Here is a 23,408-nt window from a genome sequence, read left to right as displayed (position 1 = left end):
GCGAGAACAAGCGCGATGGATGGAACTCTGGCGTTTGACCGCACGATTGGCCATGGCGGATCGTGCGTTCAGCGACTATTGTCGGTGCCTCTTCAGACAGCAGGCAGGCAGCGCAGCACGATGGCACGGTGGCAATGGATGGCGGCAGGCGTAGCATTGGCGACGGTAGTGGCATTGGCCGCAACCTGGTGGGAGACACCGCTGCATACGCTGGCTGAACCGGCGGGTCCGGTTCCCACGCCGCTGGCGTGGACCGCGCAGATCGAACCGCTGGCCGGCGATGGCCACCCGGGTGACCGCGATGGCGCGTCCGCGCAGGCACGTTTCGCCGATCCGTACGCGTTGCTGCGCAGTGCCGATGGCAGCGTTTATTTCACCGATGCCGGCGACAACAACCGGATCCGCCGCCGCTTGCCCGATGGTCGCGTTGAAACGGTGGCCGGGCAGGGCGAGGGGCGCGTTGATGGCCCGGCACTGCAGGCCAGTTTCAATACGCCGTCGGGCATTGCCGCCGACGCGCAGGGCAACCTGTATGTGGCCGACACCGGCAACCATGCCATCCGCCGCATCGGCACCGATGGCCAGGTGACCACGCTGGCCGGTGGCGAACAGGGCCACGCCGATGGCCCTGCCGCGCAGGCACGCTTCGATGCGCCGATGGGCATCGCAGTGGATGCGCAGGGCCAGGTCTACGTGGCCGATACCTTCAATGACCGCATCCGGGTGATCGGTACCGATGGCAACGTGCGCACCCTGGCCGGCGGCGATCGGCCGGGCCTGGCCGATGGCACCGGCGCCGCTGCGCGCTTCGACACGCCGGTGGCGTTGGCCTTCGATGCGCAGGGCGCGCTGCTGGTGGCCGACCTGTTCAACAACGCGGTGCGCCGCGTAGGCGCCGACGGCACGGTGAGCACCGTGGTCGCCGCCGGTGGCGTGATCAATGGGCCGCTGTCGCTGGCCACCACGCACGACGGTGTGCTGTACGTGGGCGATCTTGATGGCCGCATCGTGCAGGTGACGCCGCAGGGTCACCAGATCGCGCTGGTTGGCAATGGTCGCCTGCCGCGCCTGGCCCGCCCCAGCGGGCTGGCGATGGATGCCGATGGCAGCGTGCTGGTGGCCGACGCCGCCAGCTACCGTCTGCATCGCCTGCGCCCGCTGCCGGTGGGCGAACTACCGGCACCGGCACTGGTCGGCCCGGCTGCCGATGCGGCGTTGCCTGAGACGGGCGGTCGCTGGCCGCTGGCACCGCAGGACGGTTGGCATGAAGTGGTCGGTACGTTGGGTGAGGTGCGCGGCAACTTCACCGGCGAGAGCCGCCACCACCTGCATGGCGGTTTCGACGTGCGCGGTGACGTGGGCCAGACCGTACTGGCGATTGCCGAGGGCAAGATCAGCAGCCCGGTGGCCGCCTGGAACCTGGGCGAGCAGGCCGAGGGCCTGGCGGTGGACCGCCTCAAGTACATCCACATGCGGGTCGGCCGCACCCCGCGCGATGAGCCCTACGATGCGCGCTGGCAGGCGTTGTATGACGAGCAGGGCAAGCTGGAGCGGATGCGCGTGCGCCGCGGCATGCGCATCCACGTCGGCGACCGCCTGGGCAGCATCAACAACCAGGCGCACGTGCACCTGGCCGTGGGTACCGGTGGTTTCGAGACCAATGCCGTGGCGCTGGGCTTCCACAACTACGCCGACCACTTCGCACCGCGCATCACCGATGTGGCGCTGCTGGACGACAACGACCAGCCGATGGCCGCCGGCAGCGATGGCGTGGTGATGGTGGCGCGCCAGGGCCGCGGCGTGCAGATCGTGATCGAGGCCTGGGACCAGGTCGACAACAACCTGCCGCGTCGTCGCCTGGGCATGTACCAGGTGGGCTACCAGATCCTCGATGCCGGCGGACAGCCGCTGCAGGGTTACGAGCAGCCGCGCTGGAACATCGTGTTCAACCGCATGCCGCCGCAGAAGGAAGCGGTGCGCGTGGCCTACGCACCGGACAGCGGTATCACGGTGCATGGCAGTGCGGTGACCCGGTTCCGTTACCTGGCTACCAACACCGTGCGTGATGGCCTGATGGAGACCGGGCGCTGGCAGCCGGCGGCGCTGCCGCCGGGCGAGTACATCGTGCGCGCCAGCGTGCGCGACTACAGCGGTAACGAAGGCGTGGGCCCGCGCGAGATCAGGGTACGGCTGCTGCCATAGCCGCAGCCGGTGCGCCGCAGCGTTCGCGCTCGGCGTCCATGTCTTCCAGCGGCCGCACCTCGATGCTGCCGAAGCGCGCCCATGGGAAGTCGCGGGCAATGCGCATGGCTTCGTCGCGGTCGCGGGCGACGATCAGGTTGAAGCCGGCCAGCAGTTCGCGGGTTTCGGCGAACGGGCCATCCAGTACACGGCTGTGGCCATCACGCACGCGCAGGGTCTGCGCGGTGTCGACCGGCTGCAGCTTCTGCGCGGCCAGCAGCGTGCCCTCGGCCTGCAGCTTGTCGGCGTGGGCCAGGCAGTCGCGCATCAGCGCATTGAATTCTTCGATGGGCAGGGCCTGCAGCAGGGCAGGCTCGATGTAGATCAGAAGCAGGTACTGCTGCATGGCACGGTCCTGGCGGGGGCGGAGTGTCCATGATCGCGCAGGATTGCGCGTGGGCATGTTGCAGCGCGGGAGGCGGCGCCTTCGGCGGGGATCGGCGAACGGCGGAGCCCCTCCGTGGTGGGGTTGGGTTGGTCGCTGAAAGCTGGGTTTCTGGCGGTTGGCCGGGTGGGTAGGCGGGTCGGGGGACGCCGTAAACCCGTCCATGGGGGCTTGGCCGCGGCATCCATGCCGCGGACACCCCCGCCCCGCCTACCCACCCGGCCTTGGACAGATCTCTGCAGCTGATCCACCACGGAAAATCACAAACAAGAGCAAAAGCGGGTCGCTTCGCTCGCAAAGCCGAGGCCGCCAGCCAACCGCCGTTGTTTTTGCTTTTGCTTCTGCCTTTTTTCTTGATCTTCCCGTGGTGTGCGCCGGTGGCAGGAAACTGTCCAAGGCCGGGTGGGTAGGCAGGGCAGGGGCGTGAGCCGCATGGATGCGGCGACCGAGCTTACATGGACGTACTTGCAGCGTCCCCTGCCCTGCCTCCCCACCCGGCCAAACCCATGAATCCGAGCTTTCAGCGACCAACCCAACCCCACCACGGAGGGGCTCCGCCGTTCGCCGACCCTCGCCGAAGGCGCGCTTTCCGCGGAAGAAAAAATTTCCAACAGACGTGTCGATTCCCAGCCCCTTGGTTCGTTGTACCCAGTGAAGGGCACGCACCGCGCGTCCCCACGGGAGACCGCAATGAAAGTGATGGTGATCGTGAAGGCCAACGCCGACTCCGAAGCCGGCCGCATGCCCAGCGAACAGGAACTGTCCGAAATGGGCGCCTTCAACGAACAACTGGTGGCCGCCGGCATCATGCTGGCCGGTGAAGGCCTGCACGCCACCCAGCGCGGCCGTCGCATTCATTTCGGCGGCGGGGCACCCAAGGTCGAGGCCGGTCCGTTCGGTCCTGCCAGCGAACAGATCGCCGGCTTCTGGCTGTGGGAGGTGCGGTCGCTGGACGAAGCGGTTGAATGGGCCAGCCGCGCGCCGTTTGGCAGTGGCGGCACGCTCGAACTGCGTCCCTTGATCTCCGCCGAAGACTTCGGTGAAGCCTTCACCCCCGACTTACAGCAGCAGGAACAGCGTCTGCGTGCACAGCTGGAAGGTTGACCCGATTCATCTCCCTGCCGGGCACGACCCGGCACTACTGCCCTGAACCGCACAACGGAGTATTGCCATGAAACTGATTCCCTTCCTCGGCTTCAGTGGCCAGGCCCATGAGGCGATGGCGTTCTACGCCAAGGCACTCGGTGGCCAGGTCACTTCGGAAATGAAATACCGCGACATGCCGCCCTCCGATGGCTCACCGGGCTGCAACGAGATGCCGCCGGAAACCCTGGACCACGTCGCGCACAGCCAGCTGGAGATCGGCAGCGCCATCGTGATGGCGGCGGACGGTCCCGGCGGTGGCGAGGGTGGTTCGACCACCATCAATGTCGACGTCGACAGCATCGAGGAAGCCGAGCGCGTGTTCGCGGCGCTGGCCGAAGGTGGCCAGGTGCAAATGCCGATCGCTGAAACGTTCTGGGCGCACCGCTGGGGCATGCTGATCGACCGCTACGGCAAGCCGTGGATGGTCAACTGCATGAAGCAACCCTGATTCCTCTCTTTCTTTCATCCATAAGGAGCTTCACCGATGAGTGCACCGCAACCGCAGATGATCTTCGTCAACCTGCCTGTGCAGGATCTCAACGCATCCAAGGCCTTCTTCGCCGCGCTGGGCTACGGCTTCAACCCGACCTTCACCAACGACGATGCGGCCTGCATGGTCATCAGCGAGAGCATCTTCGTGATGCTGCTGACCCAGCCGTTCTTCAAGCAGTTCACCAACAAGGCGATTGCCGATGCGCACAGCCACACCGAGGTGATCACCTGCCTGTCGGCCGACAGCCGCAAGGCGGTGGACGTGATGGTGGACAAGGCGCTTGCGGCGGGTGCCAGCGAACCGCAGCCGGCGCGCGACTACGGCTTCATGTACCAGCGCGGCTTCCAGGACCTGGATGGCCATCTCTGGGAAATCGCACACATGGACGGCGAGCCGGGCTGACGGCCGCCGCAAGGGAGAACCCTCATGGCTTACGTGGATGCTTACGTGCTGCCGTGCCCACAGGACAAGGTGGCGGCCTACCGCCGCCTTGCCCGCAAGGCCGGTGCGGTGTGGAAGGACCATGGCGCGCTGCAGTACATGGAATGCGTGGCTGACGATGTGGAACCGGGCAAGAGCACCTCGTTCCCGCGTGCGGTCAAGGCAAAGCCCGGCGAAACGGTGATCGTCGCCTTCGTGGTGTTCCGTTCGCGCGCGGCGCGCGACCGCATCAACGCCAGGGTAATGGCCGACCCGCGGCTGGCGTCGCTGGGCCCGAAGGACATGCCGTTCGATACCAGGCGCATGTTCTGGGGTGGCTTCAAGCCGATTGTTGAAGCGTGAGCTGCGGCGCTTGTGCGGGCCGGGCGTGCGTGCTGTGATCGGCGCATGCCCGATCCCGCACTGACGCAGCGTCTGGAAACCCTCTGGCGGATGGAGTCGCCGGTGTTGATCGCGCGCCTGGCGCGGCTGCTCGGGGGCGATGTCGGCCGTGCCGAGGAGCTGGCGCAGGACACCTGGCTGGCCGCGCTGGAGCGCTGGCCGGAACAGGGCATCCCGGACAACCCCGGAGCCTGGCTGATGACCACTGCGCGCAACCGTGCCATTGATGTGCTGCGCCAACATCAGCGGGTGGCGCAGCAGCATGCGCAGTGGGGCGAGGAACTGCACCCAGCGGCGCTGCCGGCACCGGATGACAGCCAGGCGCTGGAGGATGACCTGGGTGACGATCTGCTGCGGTTGATGTTCGTGGCCTGCCATCCGGTGCTGCCGGCCGATGCGCGGGTGGCACTGACCCTGCGCCTGCTCGGTGGCCTGACCACCGTCGAGATCGCACGTGCGTTCCTGCAGCCCGAGCCGACCATCGCCCAGCGCATCGTGCGCGCCAAGCGCACCTTGGCGCAGAAGCAGGTGCCCTATGAGGTGCCGCGCGCGGACGCGATGCCCGAGCGGCTGGCTTCGGTGCTGGAGGCGATCTACCTGGTCTTCAATGAAGGTTACGCGGCCAGCGCCGGCGATGACTGGATGCGTCCGGCGCTGTGCGAGGAGGCACTGCGGCTCGCACGCATCCTGGCGCACCGGCTGCCGGTACCGCCGGTGCTGGGTCTGCTGGCACTGATGGAACTGCAGGCATCGCGTGCTGCGGCACGGACCGACGCGCAGGGCGCGCCGGTGCTGCTGGACCAGCAGAACCGCGCGCGCTGGGACTGGCTGCAGATCGAACGCGGGCAGCAGGTGCTGGCCCGCGCGCTGGCCGCCGGTGGTGCTGATGATCCCTATGTACTGCAGGCGCGCATCGCCGCCTGCCATGCGGCGGCGCGTCGGGCTGAAGCCACCGACTGGCCACGTATCGCTTCGCTCTATACCCGGTTGCTGCAGGTGATGCCTTCGCCGGTTGTCGCTTTGAATCGGGTCGTGGCGGTGCTGCGCAGCGAGGGCGCGTTCGCTGCGTGGGCGCAGCTGCAGCCGCTGCTGGTGGATGCGCGACTACGCGAGTACGCGCCCCTGCAGGTGGTGCGCGCGGAGATACTACAGGCGCTGGGGCGCGACCTCGACGCACGTCATGCTTTTGCCGAAGCCGCCAGACTCAGCCAGAACCAGGCGGAGCGGGGCCTGCTGCGCCAACGGGCCGGACTGCCGCCCCAGGAGTGACTGCGACGAACGCAGCACTTGTCGGCAGGCGCCTGAGCGGCTATGTTTCGCGCCCAGCGGACGCATCAGCGTCCGCATTCCGTGCGTATTGACCGAGGAGCGGTTGGATGTATTCAAGGACGAAGAGCGCATCGCGCGCTTTTGCGCGCCTGCTTGCCTGTGCCCTGTGCCTGGCCGTGTGGCCGATGGCCGCGCAGGCGGCTGACAAATCGCAGCAGGCCTACTGGGCCGGTTTTGCCTATACCGCGGATGCCGCTGCCGTGCAGGCGACCACGCCGCATGCGCATGCCGTGCTGGAAAAGCGCGGCCTGATCCCGCTGAACCAGACCCTGGCGCAGGCGCTCAAGCGCCGGCCGCCGGCGAACCTGGAGCTGATCGACCAGCCGGTGGCGATGCTCGACGGCACCACCAGCGCGACTGTGCTGGCCGCCGCACTGGACCGCGAACTGGTCTCGGTCGAGCCGATCGGCAACCAGTACAAAGTGCTGGTGGAAGTGGCCCTGCAGGCACTGTTCTTCGATTTCCGCGAGCGCCAGGTGATCGCGTCCTATCCGCTGACCCTGCAGCGCATCGACGTGCAGGACTATCGGCCGGACAACGACGATATCGACGCGATCGTCGCCGATCTGCTGTACGGCAGCGCCGATACCAGCCTGTCGCAGGTGCTGGCCGCCAGTCTCGCCCAGGCCAAGCTGCCCGATGCCGCCGTGCGTCGCCTGCAGGTCGGTGGCGTAACCCTGTCCGACGCGGTCCGCGCCAAGCTGCCCGACCCGAAGTGGGAAACCCCGCTGCGCGCCACGCTGGCCCATGAACTGTCCAAGACGCTGTCGTCCAATACCGGCGTCGGCCTGCTGCCGCCGGCCTCGGGCCAGGCGATCGGTGGTGCGATGGCCGCCCGCTTTGCCGACGGCAAGGTCTACCAGCTGAAGATCCCCGAGCCGGACTACGTCATCACTGTGCAGGTCGATGCGCTGAAGAACGGCGTCATCAATGAAACCCCGGCGATGAAGACGATGCTGTTCGGCGCGTTCTTCACCGCCAAAGTGACCGAGCCCTTCTCCGGCAAGGTCTATTTCGAACAGCCGCTGCGCAAGGGCGCCACCAAGGTGGTGCCGGTCACGCAGTGGCAGGTCGACCAGTGGTCGGCCAGCTACGAAACCCTGCTGGCCGGCTTCGATGCCTTCGCCGGCGCCGCCGCCAAGCGTGCCGATTCGCGCGCATGGCTGGACGAACAGAAGCCGGGCGGCCGCCCGTTGCAGCAGCAGACCCAAGCCCTCCAGGAGTTGATCAAGTCATGTCGTTGATGCGTACCATCCTGCTCATCCTCATCGCGCTGGTGGTGGCCTCGCCGGTCGCCGCGCAGACCGCGAGTTCGCGCGGTACTGGTTCGGCCAGCTACGGCCTGCGCCTGAGCGCCGACACCCGCGCCCAGGCCCTGAACAAGGCCAAGGTCAATGCACTGGAGGCGTACATCGCTGAAACCGGTGCGGCCAAGCTGCGCCTGTTCGAAGCCCGCCGCGCCGAGTTCATCGGCGAGATCGACCGTTATGTGCTCAGTGCCGTGCCGCTGTCGGACACCGAAGACAAGAAGGCCAAGACCTACACCGTCACTGTCCGCGCCGAGATCAACACCACGCTGCTGCAGACCAAGCTGGACGCAGGTTCGGCCGTGGCCGGTGCCACCGCCGCGCAGCGTTCGCTGCTGACCTTCCTGTTCATGGCACGCTCGCAGGACACCGTGCAGTCGTTCCAGGACAAGGAATACCGCCGCGTCGACGCCAGCAGCAGCTACAGCGAGAACACCCGTGAAGGCGACAGCTTCCGCGGCAACTCGGTCAGCACCAACGGCAGCATCAACCAGAACGGTTCGGTGTCGGTCACCAGCGGTGGCAGCACCACCCAGCGCAGCGACAACATCAGCTGGAAGGTGGCCAACGCCGCTGAAGTGAACACCGCGATGACCGGTGCCTTCAGCGCCGCCGGCTACGAAGTGGTTGAAGCCGAGTACGTGGAAGGCGAATCGCGCGGCCTGCTGAGCATCGAGCGCATCCGCAAGGACTTCAGCACCGGCAACGACCTGTCTGCCGCCACCCTGCGCGATACCGCCAACGGCATCCGTGCGGCCAACATCCCTTACATCGCCGTCGGTACCCTCGACGTCGGCATGCGCGACCGCGATCCGGCCAGCGGCAACACCCGCGTGTTCGTCACGGTCACCGGCAAGGTGCTGGATGTGACCGGCCGTTTCCCGCGCACCGTGTCGTCGGTGGGCCCGGTGCAATTCTCCGGCACCGGCCCGAATGAAACCGTGGCCCGTACCAATGCCCTGCAGCTGGCTGCCGAGAAGGCCGCCCAGCAGATGATCAACGAACTGAACGTCAAGGCAGTCCGCTGATCCGCCACCCGGTGGGTGCCGAGCTCGCTCGGCATCGCGCTGGGGTTACCGATTCCCACGTGCCGCTTCGCGGCCGTCTCTCCCAAAGGACACTCATATGATCCGCAATACCGCTCTTGTCGTGGCCATCGCTGCCGCCACCCTGTCGATGCCGGCCCACGCGGGCCTGGGCAAGCTGAAGGACCTGGCCGGTGCCGCCACCGGCACCTCCAGCAGCAGCGCCTCCAGCGCCGCCGCTCCGGATGAAGCCTCGCAGGAAGCGCTGGTGCGTCGTTTCGTCAGCTCGCAGTCGCACTCGCTGCAGGCCCAGACTTCGTTCGCCCGCGCCTTCGGCCTGGCCGAGCAGGTGCAGCTGCTGGAAGCCGAGCGCCAGGCGCTGTCGTCGGGTTCGGTCAGCGTCGATGCGATGAAGAAGTCGGTGTCGGTCAGCGAAGCTGCGCAGGCCGCGATCAACGAGCGCCAGGCCGCTCAGCCGGAACTGAACGCTGAATCCAAGCAGCACTACGCCGAAGGCCTGGTCTCGCTGCTGGCGTCGGCAGCCGAAGCACAGAAGCTGGGCGGCGAAGCCAGCAGCTTCACCGCCGGCATGAAGAACCTGGGCGCGACCCAGCTGGCCACCGTTGGCCGCAAGCTGGCAGCGGGCGCATGGGTGGCCAAGGAATCGCCGGGCTTCATCCAGGGCCTGTACGGTTCGACCAAGTCGGCCGTGACCTTCGCCAGGAAGAGCAAGGTGAAGGTGCCGTCCAACGCCGACTCGATGCTCGACTCGATCTGATCCGAGGCGAATCTCCATGCGTATGACAACCCGTTTGATCGGCCTGGGCCTGGCCGCCGCGCTGCTTGCAGCCTGCGGCAAGCAGGACACCCCGGCCGCCGCGCCCGCCAAGGACAAGGCAACCAGTGCACTGGCCAGCAATGCGCCAGTGGAAGCAGCGCCCCTGCGTGGCACGCCGGATTTCGGCGGCACCACCCAGGTCGCGCGCGAAGCCGACGGCATCGGCAGCACCCCGGAACTGGCGGTGCTGGCGGCGCTGCAGTCGGCCGTGGCGCAGGTCAACGGCGTACGCGTGGCCAGCCAGATGCAGGGCCTGCGCGCAGGCCTGCATGTGGATGTGGATGGCGAACACGTCGGCGATATCCGCGCCGACGCGTTCACCCAGCAGATGATCGCCGGCTCGCAGGGCGCGGTGCTGGGCTATGAAATCCTGTCGCAGGATGAAGTGCGGCAGCTGGACGAGGAAACCATCGCCCGCGTGCGCGCCAGCGATGAAGGCTGGAGCTTCAAGGGCTCGGCGTCGGCCAATGCGTCCGGCGAAGCCTCGGCCAAGAGCGGTTCGGCCTCGGCCAGCGTCAGGGAAAGCTACGACGAGAAGGTCAGCGTCGATGCCAAGCGTGGTGCAAGCTCGTTCGATTCCGACGTGACCCACCGCAGCATGCGCAGCTACTGGAAGGTGCGCGTGCGCGCGCAGATCGCCCAGTACCGCGCGCCGGACGAGCAGGGCAAGCCGAAGATCGTGGTTGCACTGCCGCGCACCAAGGCTAGCAGCTACGCCGTAGGCGATGGCCGCGTGGATGCCGATGAAGTGGCCGACGCGACCCGTGCGCGCCTGTCCGACACGCTGACCCAGACCCAGCGCTTCATCGTGCTGGACCGCGAATTCGGCGACGAACTGCAGGCCGAGATCGACCACATCAACAGCGGCAACGTGCGCCTGCAGGACACCGCGCGCGTGGGCCAGCAACTGGCGACCGATCTGATCCTGATACCGACCATCGAACGCTTCGAGTACCCGCGCAGCGTGCGCAACCTGCGCATGTCCGACCGCCAGGTGACCTCGTACTCCGGTGGCGGCCGCATCACCCTGCGCCTGATCAACGCCACCACCGGCCAGGTGGTGATGTCCGACAGCTTCGACCACCAGCTGGCCTCGACCGGCCCCAGCACCCTGCCGCGCGTGGTCAACGGCCGCAACATGGCCGCGGCGATGATGGAATCGCTGTCGGGCCAGATCGGCACCAGCATCGTCACCACGCTGTTTCCGGTGTCGGTGGTCTCGGTGGACGGTGACCAGGTGGTGCTGAGCCAGGGCGGTGACACCGTACAGGCCGGCCAGCGCTGGCAGGCCGTGCGCCTGGGCGAAGAACTGAAGGACCCGCAGACCGGCCGCTCGCTGGGCCGCAGCGAACACCCGTGCTGCACCATCCGCATCGACCGCGTCGCTGCACAGACCTCGTACGGCACCATCGAAGACGGCGTCGACGCGATGCGCGGCGGTTTCCGCCCGAGCCAGATCGAACTGCGCCAGAAGCTGGGCAGCAAGCCGGCCGCCGCCGCCGCAGGCGCGACTGCCTCGGCCGCTCCCGCAGCTGCCGCACGCCCGGCCGCCAAGCCGAAGCCCAAGCCCGCTGCCGCGCCGGCCGAAGACCCGAACTGGTAACAGGCTCAAGCAACACACCGATGGGGTCAGAGCCCTTTCCCGCCGGGAAAGGGATCTGACCCCTTCGTGTTTCCGTCCGCGTCGACCAAGGTCGACACCTACCAACAGCGATGTGTCGACCAAGGTCGACACCCACCAACAGCAGCGGGAACCTGTCGAAGGCGGGGTGGGTCCGGTTGCGGGGGCGTGAGCCGCATGGATGCGGCGACCGAGCTTACATGGATGTACTTGCAGCGTCCCCCGCAACCGGACCCACCCCGCCTACCCTCAGGAAACCAGCTTTTGCTGTTGCTTCGGCTGTTGCCGTTGTTTCGGCAGGTGCAGGGCGCAGCCCTGCCGAATCCCATTACACTCCAGAAGGATTTCCTGCTGGAGAGAGCAATGAAACGAGTAGTACTGGGCCTGCTGGCCCTGTCGGTGTCGAGCGCACTGATGGCGGCGACTCCGAAATTCGATGGCGCGCGGATCTCCGCCGACGTCAAGGAACTGGCCTCCGACGCCTACGAAGGCCGCTCCCCGGCCACCGCCGGCGAAGAAAAGACCATCGCCTTCCTCAGCAAGCAGTTCGCCGACGCCGGCCTGCAGCCGGGCGGTGACCTCAAGGACGGCAAGCGCCTGTGGACCCAGGCCGTGCCGCTGCGCAAGGGCGACATCGTCGGCGCGCCGCAGTTGGCATTGCACCAGGGCGGCAAGACCCTGCCGCTGGAACAGGGCAAGCAGATTGCCGTGCGCGCCGCCATGAACGGCGCCAGCAACGTCGACATCAGCAAGGCCCCGCTGGTGTTCCTCGGTTACGGCGTGAAGGCCCCGGAGCGCAACTGGGACGACTTCAAGGGCGTGGACCTGAAGGGCAAGATCGCTGTCGTGCTGATCAACGACCCGGACTTCGAGACCGGCCAGGGTGACTTCGACGGCAAGGGCATGACCTACTACGGCCGTTGGACCTACAAGTACGAAGAAGGCGCCCGCCAGGGTGCGCTGGGCGTGCTGATCGTGCACGAGACCGCACCGGCGTCGTATGGCTGGGCCACCGTGGCCGGCTCCAACACCAACACCATGTTCGACGTGGTGCGCGACAACCCGGCCGACAGCCACCCGCTGCTGGAAGGCTGGATCCAGCGCGACCTGGCCGTGGAGCTGTTCCGCTCGGCCGGGCAGGACTTCGAGGCGCTGAAGAAGAAGGCGCAGCAGCGCGACTTCACCCCGGTGCCGCTGACCGGCGCCAGCCTGGACGCGAAGTATGCGGTGAAGACCGAAGTGATCACCTCGCACAACGTGGCCGCACGCCTGGAAGGCAGCCGCCACCCGGACGAGACCATCGTCTACAGCGCGCACTGGGACCACATCGGCGTGGGCGAGCCCGACGCACGTGGCGACCGCATCTTCAATGGCGCACTGGACAACGCCAGTGGCACCGCCTCGCTGATCGAACTGGCCCGTGGCTTCGCCAAGGCCAAGCGTCCAGAGAGGTCAGTGCTGTTCCTGGCGGTCACCGCCGAGGAAAAGGGCCTGCTGGGTTCGGAGTACTACGCCACCCATCCGCTGTATCCGCTGGAAAAGACCGTGGCGGTGATCAACATGGACGGCATGGCGCCGTTCGGGCCGTCGCGTGACTTCGGCATCTACGGTGCCGCGCGTTTCGAGCTGCTGGACCAGCTGAAGGACGTGGCCAAGGGCTGGGATATCCGCTACACCCCGGACCCGAAGCCGGAAGCCGGCCTGTTCTTCCGCTCCGATCACTTCCCATTCGCCAAGCGTGGCGTTCCGGCACTGTCGTGGTCGGCCGGCCAGGACTGGGTGGACGGCGGGGTGGCCGCAGGCAAGAAGGCCTCCGAGGACTACACCGCCAAGCGCTACCACCAGCAGGGCGACGAATGGCAGCCGGACTGGGTGTTCGCCGGTGCCGCCCGCGACCTGGAAGTGCTGTACACGCTCGGCAACCAGCTGGCCAACACGCGCAGCTGGCCGAACTGGAGCAAGGACGAATCGTTCCGCGCCGTTCGTGATGCCAGCGCCGACCAGCGCAAGTAAGGGCATGCGCCGGGTTCGCCCGGCGCCTCCCGGGTAGTGCCGGCCGCTGGCCGGCATCCCTGTGATGCATGCGGAGATAGTGGGGAGCCGGCCAGCGGCCGGCACTACCAGATGGCTTTCCATCCCCACTTTTCCGGCCTTCGTCGCAGCCCGCTTGTTTGCCCGGCGGGCCGCCCTATGCTCGGCTCACCCCCTTCCTCCAAGGCGCCGCCGTGTTCGCCAGCCTCTCTCTCCTGATCCGCCACCTGCTGGCCTGGGCCGCCGCGCTGGTTGTCGCCGGCATGGTCTGGAGCGGCATCTTCAGCGGCATGAACGATGGCCCGGGCTGGGTGTTCGGCCTGCTGGCGATGTTCCTGATGATCTCCGCGCTGGGCAGCGCGATCACCCACGTGCGCCGGGTCTGGCTGGTGGCCGGCCGACTGGATTCGACCACGTTGTCCGGGCGCCAGCGCCGCCAGGTGGAACTGCCGATGGATGCCGGCCAGGCCTATGCGGTGGTGGAAGCGGCGATTGCCGAACTTCCGCGCGTGGAAGATGTGGAAAGCTCGGCCGGCAGCCTGCAGGTGCGCGCCTACGTGCGCCGGGTCGACCTCTGGAATGGCCGCCAGCCCTCGCGCTGGAACCTGCCGGCGCGGCTGGCGATCAAGCGCAACAGCGTGCTGGCGACGGTCACGCCGGGGCAGGGCACCAGTACCGTCACTCTGCTGTTCGAACCGGATGCTGGCTGGTGGGCCGATCTGCTGGCGCTGGATGAGGGCAGCAACTTCGAGAACGCCGAAGCGGTCACCCGCGCGATCAGCCGCCGCGTGGCCGACCAGCGCCGCGATGAGCAGGCCGCGGCCGAACAGACCCAGGTGGAAAAGGAACTGTCGGTCGCGCGCTTGAACCTGCTGCATGCGCAGGTGGAGCCGCACTTCCTGTACAACACGCTGGCCAACGCGCAGGTGCTGACCCGCACCGACCCGGCACGTGCCGAGCAGATGCTGGGCCACCTGATCCAGTACCTGCGCAGCTCGTTGCCGCAGGTGGACGAGTCGGTGTCGACGCTGGGCGTGGAGCTGGAACGCACGCGCGCCTACCTGGAGATCCTGCGTATCCGCATGGGCGCACGGTTGGCGGTGGAAGTGCAGGTACCGAATGAGCTGCATGGCGTGCACCTGCCGGCGATGGCACTGCAGACGCTGGTGGAGAACGCGATCAAGCACGGCCTGGAACCCAAGCCCGGCGGTGGCACGATCTGGATCCTGGCGCGTGGCTTCGATGACCATGTGACCGTGACCGTCGCCGACGACGGGCTCGGCTTCGGCCAGGGCACCAGCGGCACCGGCATCGGCCTGAAGAACCTGCGCGAACGCCTGCGCCTGACCTGTGGCGAGCAGGCCGGCGTGGCGATCGTTGCCAACTTCCCCAGCGGTGTTGCCGCGACCATGACCTTGCCGCAGACACACAAGGAGCGCAGCCATGCCGCTTGAAGCCCTCATTGCCGAAGACGAGGAACTGCTGCGGCAGTCACTGGTGGAACAGCTGCGCCGGTTGTGGCCGGAGCTGAAACTGGTGGCCGAGTGCGAGGACGGTGCCAGTGCGCTGGAGCAACTGGCCGAGACGCAGCCGGACATCGCGTTCCTCGACATCCGCATGCCCGGCATCAGTGGCATCGAAGTTGCGCGCTCGCTGTCCGAGCTGAGCCCGCGCACCCAGGTGGTGTTCGTCACCGCCTATGACCAGTACGCCATCGACGCGTTCGAGCAGGGCGCGATGGATTACCTTCTGAAGCCGGTCAGTGACGAACGCCTGCTGGCGACGCGTGAGCGCATCCTGTCGCGGCTGCCATCGACACGCCAGGATGACGCCGTGCTTGAACGCCTGCTGCAGCGGCTGGGGCCATCGCAGGGTGCTGCCGAGCGCCCGCCGCTGGCCTGGATCACCGCCAGCAACGGCCGCGAGACGCAGCTGATCATGCTGGAAGATGTCGCCTACTTCCGTGCCGACAACAAGTACACCACCGTGGTCACCGCTGCCGGCGAGAGCCTGTTGCGCACACCATTGCGCGAACTGCTGGAAGTACTCGACCCGCAGCACTTCCGCCAGATCCACCGCTCGACCATTGTCAACATGAAGGCGGTGGCGGCGGTCAGCCGCGACGATACCGGGCGCGGTGTGCTGCGGCTGCGGGGCCGGACGGAAACACTGGTGGTCAGCCAACCATTCATGAGCCTGTTCCGCGGCATGTAGCCGCACCGCACCTTTCCGCTACCAGGAGCATTGCATGCGTCTTTTCCTGCTTGCAGGCCTCGCTGCACTGGCGCTTGCCGGTTGCCAGAAGTCCACCGAAACCGCGATCACCCGCACCACTGCCAATGGCGTGGACACGCTGTACAGCAAGCGCACGGTAGTGGACGGCGTGGCGCGTTTTGAGTGCATGGCCAGCCGCAGCGGTCAGTGCCATTACCTGTTGCTGGACCCGGCCTGTCGTCCTGACGCCGCGTGTGCGAGAGCGCCGATACGGTCGTTCGCGTTGGCGGTCGGCACCACCCAGGAGTTCAGGGACCTGCCGAAGGGCTTCGCCCAGTGCGTCAGCGAGGATCGGAAAGAACAATGCCACCGTGAGTGATCACGGTGGCATTGTGGGTCCCCCCGCTTCCCTGAAGGGTCAGTAGGCAGGCTGCAGTGTCAGGTCGTGGTGGTGCTCGTTCTCGCCCACGTGGTTGAGGCGGCCGACCAGTTCGGAGTGCTGCTTCATGCGCCCGATCTCGGTCATGATGCGGATGTCCTCGTGGCGCAGCTCGCGCTTGGCGGTGACCGCCTGCTTGTAATCGAGCACTTCCGGGTAATGCTCGGCCAGTTCCAGGGCCTCGGCCACGTGCTCGACGCTGTCGGCCTTGGAGCTGATGCGTGCGCGACTGTTGAACGCCTTCATCCAGCGCTCGAAACCGGCCTGCTGATCGAACATGTTGGCCATGAACCAGATCACGAACAGGATCGAGACCCACGAGCCGAACACGACTACCACGCGGGTGAACGTGATATGGAAGTCGTCACGCCACAGGTAGTTGGCGATCAGGCCAAGAATCAGCAGCGAGGCCGCCTGCCAGCCGACGATCGAGGCGATCAGCCATTGGCACTTGGCCTGCGCCAGCACGGCTACTTCATCGCGGATCTGCTGCTCGCTGAGATTGCGCCAATGCGCAACCTGTTTATCGAACGGGCTGCTGTAGAGCTCGTTGTCGCGAAGCAGAATTCCCAAACCCTTGAACAAAGCAATCATGGCTGGCTCCTTGTGGAACGTGCGTCGATCAGCATTGGACGGTGTGGCGGGTCCAGTTCTAGCACTTCCAGCGAGCCGTGCAATGGGCGCAATGCCAAGCAGCGTAAGGGCCTTCTCTGAATCGGTGAATGTTGCTGCATCGCAGCATCGAGGCCGGAGCCTGCGACAGGATGTCGCAGGGTGAAATGTGCTGCGGCCGCACATGAAACCGTGGCTGAGTGCGAAGACTCGCCGCCGGCGTCGTGATCGCCCAGAATCGGGGCTGACCGCGCAACTCGCGGCCACTCTTTCGCTTTTCCTGGACCTGTGATGCCGGCTCTGCTGCAGCGACTCTCCCGCCCCGTCACCGCGCCGATCCGGCGCTGGGTACTGGAGGCCTTCCCGCGTGGCCAGAGCGGCATCGATTACGACCAGCCGCTGGGTGACCCGGGCTGGTTTGGACCTGACAGCGTGACCTGGCGCCTGCACGCCGAGTTCCCCTCGATGCTGGCCGGGGGCCTGTGTGCGCTGATGCTGCAGACCCTGCATCCGCGCGCGCTGGCCGGGGTCTACGACCACTCCAATTTCCGCCAGGACCTGGTGGGTCGCCTGCGTCGCACCACCGCGTTTGTCGCCGGTACCAGCTATGCACCCAGCGGGGAGGTAGAGGCGCTGGTGGCCAAGGTGCGCCGCATCCATGCACGGATCCGCGGCCAGACCGCGCAGGGCGAGCCCTACGCGGCGGACGATCCACAACTGCTGACATGGGTGCACGTGACTGAGGCGTTTGGTTTCCTGCAGGGCTTTCGTCGCTACGGGCGCGAGGTGCCGGCGCACATCGCCGACCGCTACTACGACGAGTACCGCCGCGTGGCCGAAGCACTGGGTGCGGTGGATGTGCCGCGCAGTGAAGCCGAGGTGGCAGCGTACTTCTGCGCGCGGCAACCGGAGCTGCGTGTGGACGAGCGCTCGCGTGAAGTGCTGGAGGTGTTGTCCGGCGTGCGCCTGCCGGTACCGGTGCCGGGGCTGTCGCGCGAGGTGTTCCTTGGCGCCGGTGCGGCACTGCTGCCGGACTGGGCCGAAGGCATGCTTGAACGCAGCGGCCGCCAGCGTGCGCAGGCGGCCGCTTCAGCGAAGCTGATGCAGGGCATGGCGCCGCTGTTCCGCCGTGCGCTGCCCGATGGCCTCGCCAGCCGCGCCTGTGCGCGCATGGGCGTGCCGGTGGAAGCCCTGCGCGAGTGGCCCGCGATTACCTGATAGGTGCCAACCTTGGTCGGCAAGCGCTGCGCGATAGAGCTTCATCCACGCATGGCGTGGATCTGCTGATGCCATGGTTTTGGTTGGCACGCGTTGCGCGCGATGCCGCAGAAGGGCCAACCAAGGTTGGCCTCTACCAGAGCGGATGCCGCAGCATATCCACGCCATGCGTGGATGGGCCTCACCCGGCCGACTTCAAGCCACGCAACAGCATTTCCAGCGCCGTCGTCGCCTGCCGCAGGCGCGCGTCGCCATCCTCGCCCTCGGCGATCCAGAACGCGGCCTCGGCCAGGCTGCCGTAGATCAGCGATGCCAGCGCCTGCGCATCCGCCGGCATCGCTACGCCCTGCGCGATCAACTGTTCGATCAGGCGCTGCATCGAGTGGACGCAGTGGCGCTGCGATTCCGGTGAGGCGCCACCCAGCACCGCGCGCGCGTCACGCAGCACGATGCGCTGGATCTCCGGCTCCAGCGCCATCTCCAGATAGGCACGGCAGCGCTGTACGAAACCGTCCCAGGCATCATCCGCGCCATCGCTGATCGCCTGCAGGCGCAGGTCGGTCTCGGCATCGAGCTGGGCGACCACCGCGGCCAGCAGGCCCTTCTTGTCGCCGAAGTGGTGGTAGAGCGCACCCCGGGTCAGGCCGGCCTGGGCGGTCAGGTCATCCATCGAGGTGGCGGCATAGCCATGCTCGCTGAACACGCGGCGGGCGGTGGCCAGCAGGCTGGCACGGGTTTCTTCCATCTCGGCGCGGGTGCGACGGACCATCCGGAACTCCTTACATACGCAGTGCATGATTATTTACATACGACGCGTATGAATGTAGGCTCTTATTCATACGCTCTGTATGTATTGTCGTGGCGCCGGGAGCGCCAGGCAAGCCGCTGCCCTGGAGATCCCGATGGCCACCCCCTACCGCGACCTGTTCGCCGCCCCCGGCACCGCCGGCCTCGCCCTGGCCGGCCTGCTGGCCCGCCTGCCGCTGCCGATGACCGGCATCGGCATCATCACATTGCTGTCGCAGCTGCGCGGCAGCTATGCCTTGGCCGGTGCGGTGTCTGCCACCTTCGTGCTGACCTATGCGCTGCTGTCACCGCAGGTATCGCGCTGGGTCGACCGGCGCGGGCAGGGCAGGGTGCTGCCATGGGCTACTGCGGCCAGTGCGGCAGGGTTGTTGCTGCTGCTCGCGTGCACGCTGCTGGCTGCGCCAGACTGGGCGCTTTTCGTCGCCGCCATGCTGGCTGGATGCATGCCCAGCGTGTCCGCAATGGTGCGCGCACGCTGGACTGCGATCCATCGCGGTCGCCCGCAGCTGCAGACCGCGTATTCGCTGGAGACCGTGTTCGATGAGGTGACCTTCATCGTCGGTCCACCGTTGTCAGTGGGGCTGTCGGTGGCGGTATGGCCACAGGCCGGCGTACTGGCGGCCGCCCTGTTGCTGGTGGTCGGCGTCGCCGCATTGGTGCTGCAGCGGGGCACCGAGCCGCCGCTGCAGCAGCACGAAGGTGCAACTCCCTCGGGCTCGCTGCTGCGGCACACGGAGATCCGCCTGCTGGCATTGCTGATGCTGGCGATGGGCGTGATTGTCGGTACGGTCGACATCACCAGCGTGGCCTTCGCCGAACAGCGGGGGCAGCCGCTTGCCGCCAGCGTGGTGCTGTCGGCCTATGCGCTGGGCAGCTGCGCGGCGGGCCTGCTGTTCGGGGCACTGAAGCTGCAGGCGCCGTTGCGGCGCCTGTTGCTGCTCGGTGCAGCAGCTACCTCGATGACCACCCTGCCGCTGCCGTGGGTCGGCAGCCTGCCCGGGCTGGCCGTGGCGGTGCTGCTGGCCGGGGTGTTCTTCGCGCCGACGATGATCGTGGCGATGTCGCTGGTCGAACAACGCGTGCCCGAATCGCGCCTGACCGAGGGCATGACCTGGCTGCTGGCCGGATTGAACATCGGCGTGGCGCTGGGCGCGGCGCTGTCCGGGCAGAGCGTCGATGCGGGGGGCGTGCGTAGCGGCTTTGTCGTTGCACTGGTGGCAGGCGGGGGCGTGCTGCTGTTGGCCGTACTCGCGCGACGTGCCTTGCGCCCGTCTGCTGCATCCACCTCCCCTGAAGGCATCATCCCGTGAGCGCTTCATCGCCTGCGCATGCCGCGCCTGTGCATCGCCATCCGTGGTGGGCGGTTTCTGCGGTTGGCCTCGCCACCTTCTCGGTGGTCACCACCGAAATGCTGCCGGTGGGCCTGCTGACCCCTGTCGCCGAAGATCTCGGCGCGTCCACCGGCACCGCCGGCCTGATGATCTCGCTGCCGGCCCTGCTGGCGGCAGTGTTCGCACCGCTGGTGGTGATCGCAGCCGGTGGCATCGATCGTCGTCGCATCCTGTGCGTGCTGCTGGGGCTGCTGCTGGTCGCCAACGTTGCTTCGGCGCTGGCACCCGGCATCGGCTGGCTGCTGGCCGCGCGCGTACTGGTGGGGTTCTGCATGGGCGGGATCTGGGCCATCGCTGGTGGGCTGGCAGCACGCCTGGTGCCGGCGCATCGCATCGGCCTGGCCACCTCGATCATCTTCGGGGGCGTGGCCGCAGCATCGGTTCTGGGGGTGCCGCTGGGTGCACTGATCGGCGACGCCCTGGGCTGGCGCTTCGCGTTCGCAGCGATGGCGCTGTTCAGTGCGGCGGTGATGCTGCTGCAACTGTGGGTGGTTCCCGCGTTGCCGGTGGTGGCGTCGGTGCGCCCGGCGCAGTTCGTGCAGCTGCTCGGCCACCGTGGCCTGCAGCGCGGCCTATGCCTGACGCTGCTGCTGGTAGCGGGTCACTTCATTGCGTTCACTTATGTGCGCCCGTTGCTTACCCTGCGATCGGGCGTGGATGCCGCTTGGATCGGCGCGCTGCTGTTCGCCTATGGCATGGCGGGCATCGCGGGCAACTTCATCGCCGGACCACTGGCCGCTCGTCACCCGCGCAGCATGCTGCTGGCGATCTCTTGCGGCCTGCTGCTGACGCCGTTGTTGTTCCTGTGGCTGGGCGGCACACCCTCCGGCGGCATTGTGGTGCTGTTGCTGTGGGGCCTGGCCTATGGCGGCGTGTCGGTCGGCCTGATGAGCTGGATGATGAAGGCAGTGCCGCACGCGGTGGAGATCGCCACCGCGCTGTATGTCGGTGTGTTCAATATCGGCATCGCAATGGGCGCGTGGGGCGGTGGACGGCTGCTGGATGGCGTGGGCCTGCATGCGAATCTGTGGGTCGTGGCCGGGCTTGCCATGGTCGCCACGCTGGTGATTGCCACAACGCGCCGGTAGATCCACGCCATGCGTGGATGGCTTGTAGTCCTGTAGACCTGTAGATATGCCGACCAACGTCGGCATCCACCCGAGCGGGGCATTTGCCAACCAAGGTTGGCAGCTACCAGAGCGAGGCATGTGCCGACCAACGTCGGCACCCACCCGAGCGGGGCGTTCGCCAACCGAGGTTGGCAGCTACCGGGAAATGAAACGGGCGCCTCGCGGCGCCCGTTCCGGTTACATCACCACACCTTGACCCGCTTGTCCGGGGCCAGGTACAGCTTCTGGCCTTCCTTCACCTCGAACGCCGGATACCAGGCGTCGATGTTGCGCACGGTGAGTGCGCGGAACTGGCCTGGTGCATGCACATCGGTCAGCAGCGAGTTGCGCAGCGCCTGCTCGCGGCTCTTGCTGCGCCACGCCTGGGCGAAGCCGAGGAAGAAGCGCTGGTCCGGCGTGAAGCCTTCCAGGGTCTGGCCCGGCTTGCCCTGCAGCGACAGCTGGTAGGCATCGTAGGCAGTGCCCAGGCCGGCCACGTCGGCGATGTTCTCGCCCAGGGTCAGCTTGCCGTTCACATGCACGCCCGGGAACGGCTCGTAGCTGCTGAACTGCGCGGCCAGCGCATCACCGGCGGCGTTGAACTGCTTCAGGTCCTCGGCGGTCCACCAGTTGTGCAGCTTGCCGGTCTCGTCGAACAGCGCGCCGGCATTGTCGAAGCCATGGCTGATCTCATGGCCGATCACCGCGCCGATCGCACCATAGTTCACTGCGTCGTCGGCGGCACCGTCGAAGAACGGCGGCTGCAGGATCGCGGCCGGGAACACCAGGCGATTTTCCAGCGGCACGTTCATCGCATTGATGGTCTGCGGCAGCATCGCCCACTCACTGTGGTCGACCGGCTTGCCCAGCTTGGCGATGTTGCGCTGGTATTCGAACAGCTCGGCGCGCTGTGCGTTGCCGAGCGCGTCATCGCGGCGGATCTCCAGGCCGGTGTAATCACGCCACTTCTCCGGGTAGCCCATCCCCACGGTCAGGCCGGCGACCTTGGCCTTGGCATGCGCCTTGGTCTGCGGCGACATCCACGACAGTGCGTCAATGCGCTTGGCGAAGGCGGCGATGATGTTCTTCGCCATTTCGTCCGCACGCTCCTTGGTCCTGGCGTCGAAGTGCTTCTCGACATAGCGCTTGCCGATGGCCTCGCCGACAGCATGGTTGGCATCATCCACGGCGCGCTTCCAGCGATCGCTCTGCTGCGGCGTGCCGCTCAGCGCGGTGCCATGGAAGGCGAAGCGGGCGTCGGCGAACTTCTTCGGCAGGTAGGCGGCGGCACGGTCCAGTGCGTGGAAGGCCAGGTAGTCCTTCCACACCTCCAGCGGTTCGGTGGCGACCAGCCTGGACAGGCCGGCCACGGCCTTGGGCTGCCACACGATGAAGTCCTGCTGCTCGCCCAGCGCGGCCGCATCAAGGAAGGCGTTCCAGTCCATGCCCGGTGCCTTGGCGTTGAAATCGGCCTGGGTCCACGGATTGGCACCCTTGGTCACGTCGTTGGTTTCTTCCTGGGTGGCATGCGCCTGCGCGATCTTCGTCTCCAGCGCAAGGATGCGCTGTGCCTTGCCGGCCGGGTCGGCCACGCCGGCCAGCTGCAGCATCTGCGCGATGTAGCCCTGGTACTGCTTGCGCAGTTCGGCCATGCGGCCGCCGCCCAGGTAGAAGTCGCGGTCGGGCATGCCCAGGCCGCCCTGCACGAGGTACGGCGCGGTGCGGTCCGGCTGCAGCATGTCGACCGAGACCCACAGGCCGAACAGGCGGTCGGTGTAGAAGTTGGTGGCATTGAGCAGGTCGACGTCGGCGCGCATCTCGCCGCCGAGGGCACGTGCCAGGCCGGCCTTGTCGGCGATGGTCTCGATGGCCTTCAGCTGCGGCTGCACCGGGGCGATGCCGTGCTGCTCGATGCCGGCTTCGTCCATGTAGGCGGCGTAGTAGTCGCCGATCAGCTTGTCGTCACCGCTGGCCTGCGCATTGCCGGCCGCACCCTCGAGGATGGCGCGGGTGTCGGCCAGGGTCTTTTCAGCGATGACGTTGAAGCTGCCGAAGCGCGAACGGTCGGCCGGAATCTCGGTGTTCTTCACCCAGGTGCCGTTGGCGAAGCCGAAGAAGTCATCGCCGGCCGCGATGCTGCGGTCCATGCCGCTGGCATCGAAGCCGAAGCTGCCCAGCATCGGCTTGGCGGCAGCGGGTGCAGCCTCGGCGGGCTTGGCGGTGCCAGCGGCCGGATCGGCCGGACGGTCGCAGGCAGCCAGGGACAGGCTGGCAACGATGGCCAGTGCCAGGGTGGGACGGCGCAGCTTGGACATGGACTTCTCTTGCAGCGGAAAACCCCAAGTCTAATCCGCCGCAGCCCGGCTGGCCGTCCCTGTGG

Annotated in this window: 21 protein-coding genes; 17 read left to right on the top strand and 4 right to left on the bottom strand. The window is 67.1% G+C overall.

Features of this window, described 5'->3' with window-relative positions:
* The first annotated feature begins 120 nt into the window (after positions 1-120).
* Positions 121-2,202, top strand: a complete 2,082-nt coding sequence (locus AC5P5R_RS05875) for an NHL repeat-containing protein (RefSeq protein WP_111189823.1) — start codon at positions 121-123, stop codon at positions 2,200-2,202.
* Here AC5P5R_RS05875 and AC5P5R_RS05870 read toward each other — a convergent pair.
* Positions 2,180-2,587, bottom strand: coding sequence for a YciI family protein (locus tag AC5P5R_RS05870; protein WP_010484148.1), 408 nt, complete (start codon positions 2,585-2,587; stop codon positions 2,180-2,182). The two genes, AC5P5R_RS05875 and AC5P5R_RS05870, sit on opposite strands and share 23 nt — an antisense overlap.
* A gap of 729 nt (positions 2,588-3,316) precedes the next feature.
* Here AC5P5R_RS05870 and AC5P5R_RS05865 point away from each other — a divergent pair.
* The 13 genes from AC5P5R_RS05865 to AC5P5R_RS05805 all read left to right on the top strand — a co-directional run bounded on the left by AC5P5R_RS05865 (position 3,317) and on the right by AC5P5R_RS05805 (position 15,831).
* Positions 3,317-3,730 (top strand): YciI family protein, encoded by a 414-nt coding sequence (locus tag AC5P5R_RS05865; RefSeq protein ID WP_033833692.1) that lies wholly within the window; start codon positions 3,317-3,319, stop codon positions 3,728-3,730.
* Positions 3,731-3,797: 67 nt separating this feature from the next.
* A complete protein-coding gene (locus AC5P5R_RS05860) occupies positions 3,798-4,220 on the top strand; it encodes a VOC family protein (RefSeq protein WP_005407887.1) in 423 nt (140 codons plus the stop codon).
* 36 nt (positions 4,221-4,256) lie between these two features.
* Positions 4,257-4,667, top strand: a complete 411-nt coding sequence (locus tag AC5P5R_RS05855) for a VOC family protein (RefSeq protein WP_024958760.1) — start codon at positions 4,257-4,259, stop codon at positions 4,665-4,667.
* 24 nt (positions 4,668-4,691) lie between these two features.
* Complete coding sequence (locus tag AC5P5R_RS05850; RefSeq protein ID WP_005407889.1) at positions 4,692-5,048, top strand: DUF1428 domain-containing protein; 357 nt, start codon at positions 4,692-4,694, stop codon at positions 5,046-5,048.
* A gap of 45 nt (positions 5,049-5,093) precedes the next feature.
* Positions 5,094-6,356, top strand: a complete 1,263-nt coding sequence (locus AC5P5R_RS05845; RefSeq protein WP_164281666.1) for an RNA polymerase sigma factor — start codon at positions 5,094-5,096, stop codon at positions 6,354-6,356.
* 107 nt (positions 6,357-6,463) lie between these two features.
* Complete coding sequence (locus tag AC5P5R_RS05840) at positions 6,464-7,660, top strand: hypothetical protein (protein ID WP_033833696.1); 1,197 nt, start codon at positions 6,464-6,466, stop codon at positions 7,658-7,660.
* Positions 7,651-8,751, top strand: coding sequence for a hypothetical protein (locus AC5P5R_RS05835; RefSeq protein WP_005407892.1), 1,101 nt, complete (start codon positions 7,651-7,653; stop codon positions 8,749-8,751). The genes AC5P5R_RS05840 and AC5P5R_RS05835 overlap by 10 nt, the downstream gene beginning before the upstream one ends.
* Before the next feature lie 97 nt (positions 8,752-8,848).
* Positions 8,849-9,526: a hypothetical protein gene (locus AC5P5R_RS05830; protein WP_049395636.1), complete on the top strand. Its 678-nt coding sequence runs from the start codon at positions 8,849-8,851 to the stop codon at positions 9,524-9,526.
* Between the two features lie 16 nt (positions 9,527-9,542).
* Positions 9,543-11,189, top strand: a complete 1,647-nt coding sequence (locus AC5P5R_RS05825; RefSeq protein WP_164281665.1) for a CsgG/HfaB family protein — start codon at positions 9,543-9,545, stop codon at positions 11,187-11,189.
* A 381-nt stretch (positions 11,190-11,570) separates the two neighbouring features.
* A complete protein-coding gene (locus AC5P5R_RS05820; protein ID WP_024957113.1) occupies positions 11,571-13,220 on the top strand; it encodes a M28 family metallopeptidase in 1,650 nt (549 codons plus the stop codon).
* Positions 13,221-13,432: 212 nt separating this feature from the next.
* Positions 13,433-14,692, top strand: a complete 1,260-nt coding sequence (locus AC5P5R_RS05815; RefSeq protein WP_005407896.1) for a sensor histidine kinase — start codon at positions 13,433-13,435, stop codon at positions 14,690-14,692.
* The gene (locus tag AC5P5R_RS05810) at positions 14,682-15,452 is read left to right on the top strand and encodes a LytR/AlgR family response regulator transcription factor (RefSeq protein WP_005407897.1); all 771 of its coding nucleotides are present in this window, start codon (positions 14,682-14,684) and stop codon (positions 15,450-15,452) included. Before AC5P5R_RS05815 ends, AC5P5R_RS05810 begins: the two co-directional genes overlap by 11 nt.
* A 34-nt stretch (positions 15,453-15,486) precedes the next feature.
* Positions 15,487-15,831, top strand: a complete 345-nt coding sequence (locus tag AC5P5R_RS05805; RefSeq protein ID WP_049395680.1) for a hypothetical protein — start codon at positions 15,487-15,489, stop codon at positions 15,829-15,831.
* A gap of 39 nt (positions 15,832-15,870) precedes the next feature.
* Here AC5P5R_RS05805 and AC5P5R_RS05800 read toward each other — a convergent pair whose 3' ends face one another.
* Entirely contained in the window at positions 15,871-16,485 is a 615-nt protein-coding gene (locus AC5P5R_RS05800) for a hypothetical protein (protein WP_005407899.1), read from the bottom strand.
* A gap of 309 nt (positions 16,486-16,794) precedes the next feature.
* Between AC5P5R_RS05800 and AC5P5R_RS05795 the strand changes: the two genes are divergently transcribed.
* Entirely contained in the window at positions 16,795-17,721 is a 927-nt protein-coding gene (locus AC5P5R_RS05795) for an oxygenase MpaB family protein (protein ID WP_099484184.1), read from the top strand.
* A gap of 181 nt (positions 17,722-17,902) precedes the next feature.
* Here the strand turns inward: AC5P5R_RS05795 and AC5P5R_RS05790 are convergent, their stop codons facing one another.
* Positions 17,903-18,490, bottom strand: a complete 588-nt coding sequence (locus AC5P5R_RS05790) for a TetR/AcrR family transcriptional regulator (RefSeq protein ID WP_062608072.1) — start codon at positions 18,488-18,490, stop codon at positions 17,903-17,905.
* Between the two features lie 133 nt (positions 18,491-18,623).
* On the opposite strand from AC5P5R_RS05790, the gene AC5P5R_RS05785 reads away from it, so the two are divergent.
* Both AC5P5R_RS05785 and AC5P5R_RS05780 read left to right on the top strand, forming a co-directional pair.
* Positions 18,624-19,838, top strand: coding sequence for an MFS transporter (locus tag AC5P5R_RS05785; protein WP_099484185.1), 1,215 nt, complete (start codon positions 18,624-18,626; stop codon positions 19,836-19,838).
* The gene (locus AC5P5R_RS05780) at positions 19,835-21,007 is read left to right on the top strand and encodes an MFS transporter (protein WP_164281707.1); all 1,173 of its coding nucleotides are present in this window, start codon (positions 19,835-19,837) and stop codon (positions 21,005-21,007) included. The genes AC5P5R_RS05785 and AC5P5R_RS05780 overlap by 4 nt, the downstream gene beginning before the upstream one ends.
* A gap of 224 nt (positions 21,008-21,231) precedes the next feature.
* On the opposite strand, the gene AC5P5R_RS05775 is transcribed toward AC5P5R_RS05780, so the two are convergent.
* Entirely contained in the window at positions 21,232-23,343 is a 2,112-nt protein-coding gene (locus tag AC5P5R_RS05775) for a M13 family metallopeptidase (protein ID WP_005407904.1), read from the bottom strand.
* Between the last annotated feature and the right edge of the window lie 65 nt (positions 23,344-23,408).

Source organism: Stenotrophomonas sp. YJH_SMC_19 (assembly GCF_059367915.1).
Note: the sequence above shows the minus strand (reverse complement) of the source record. Positions and strands in the feature narration are given on the sequence as shown.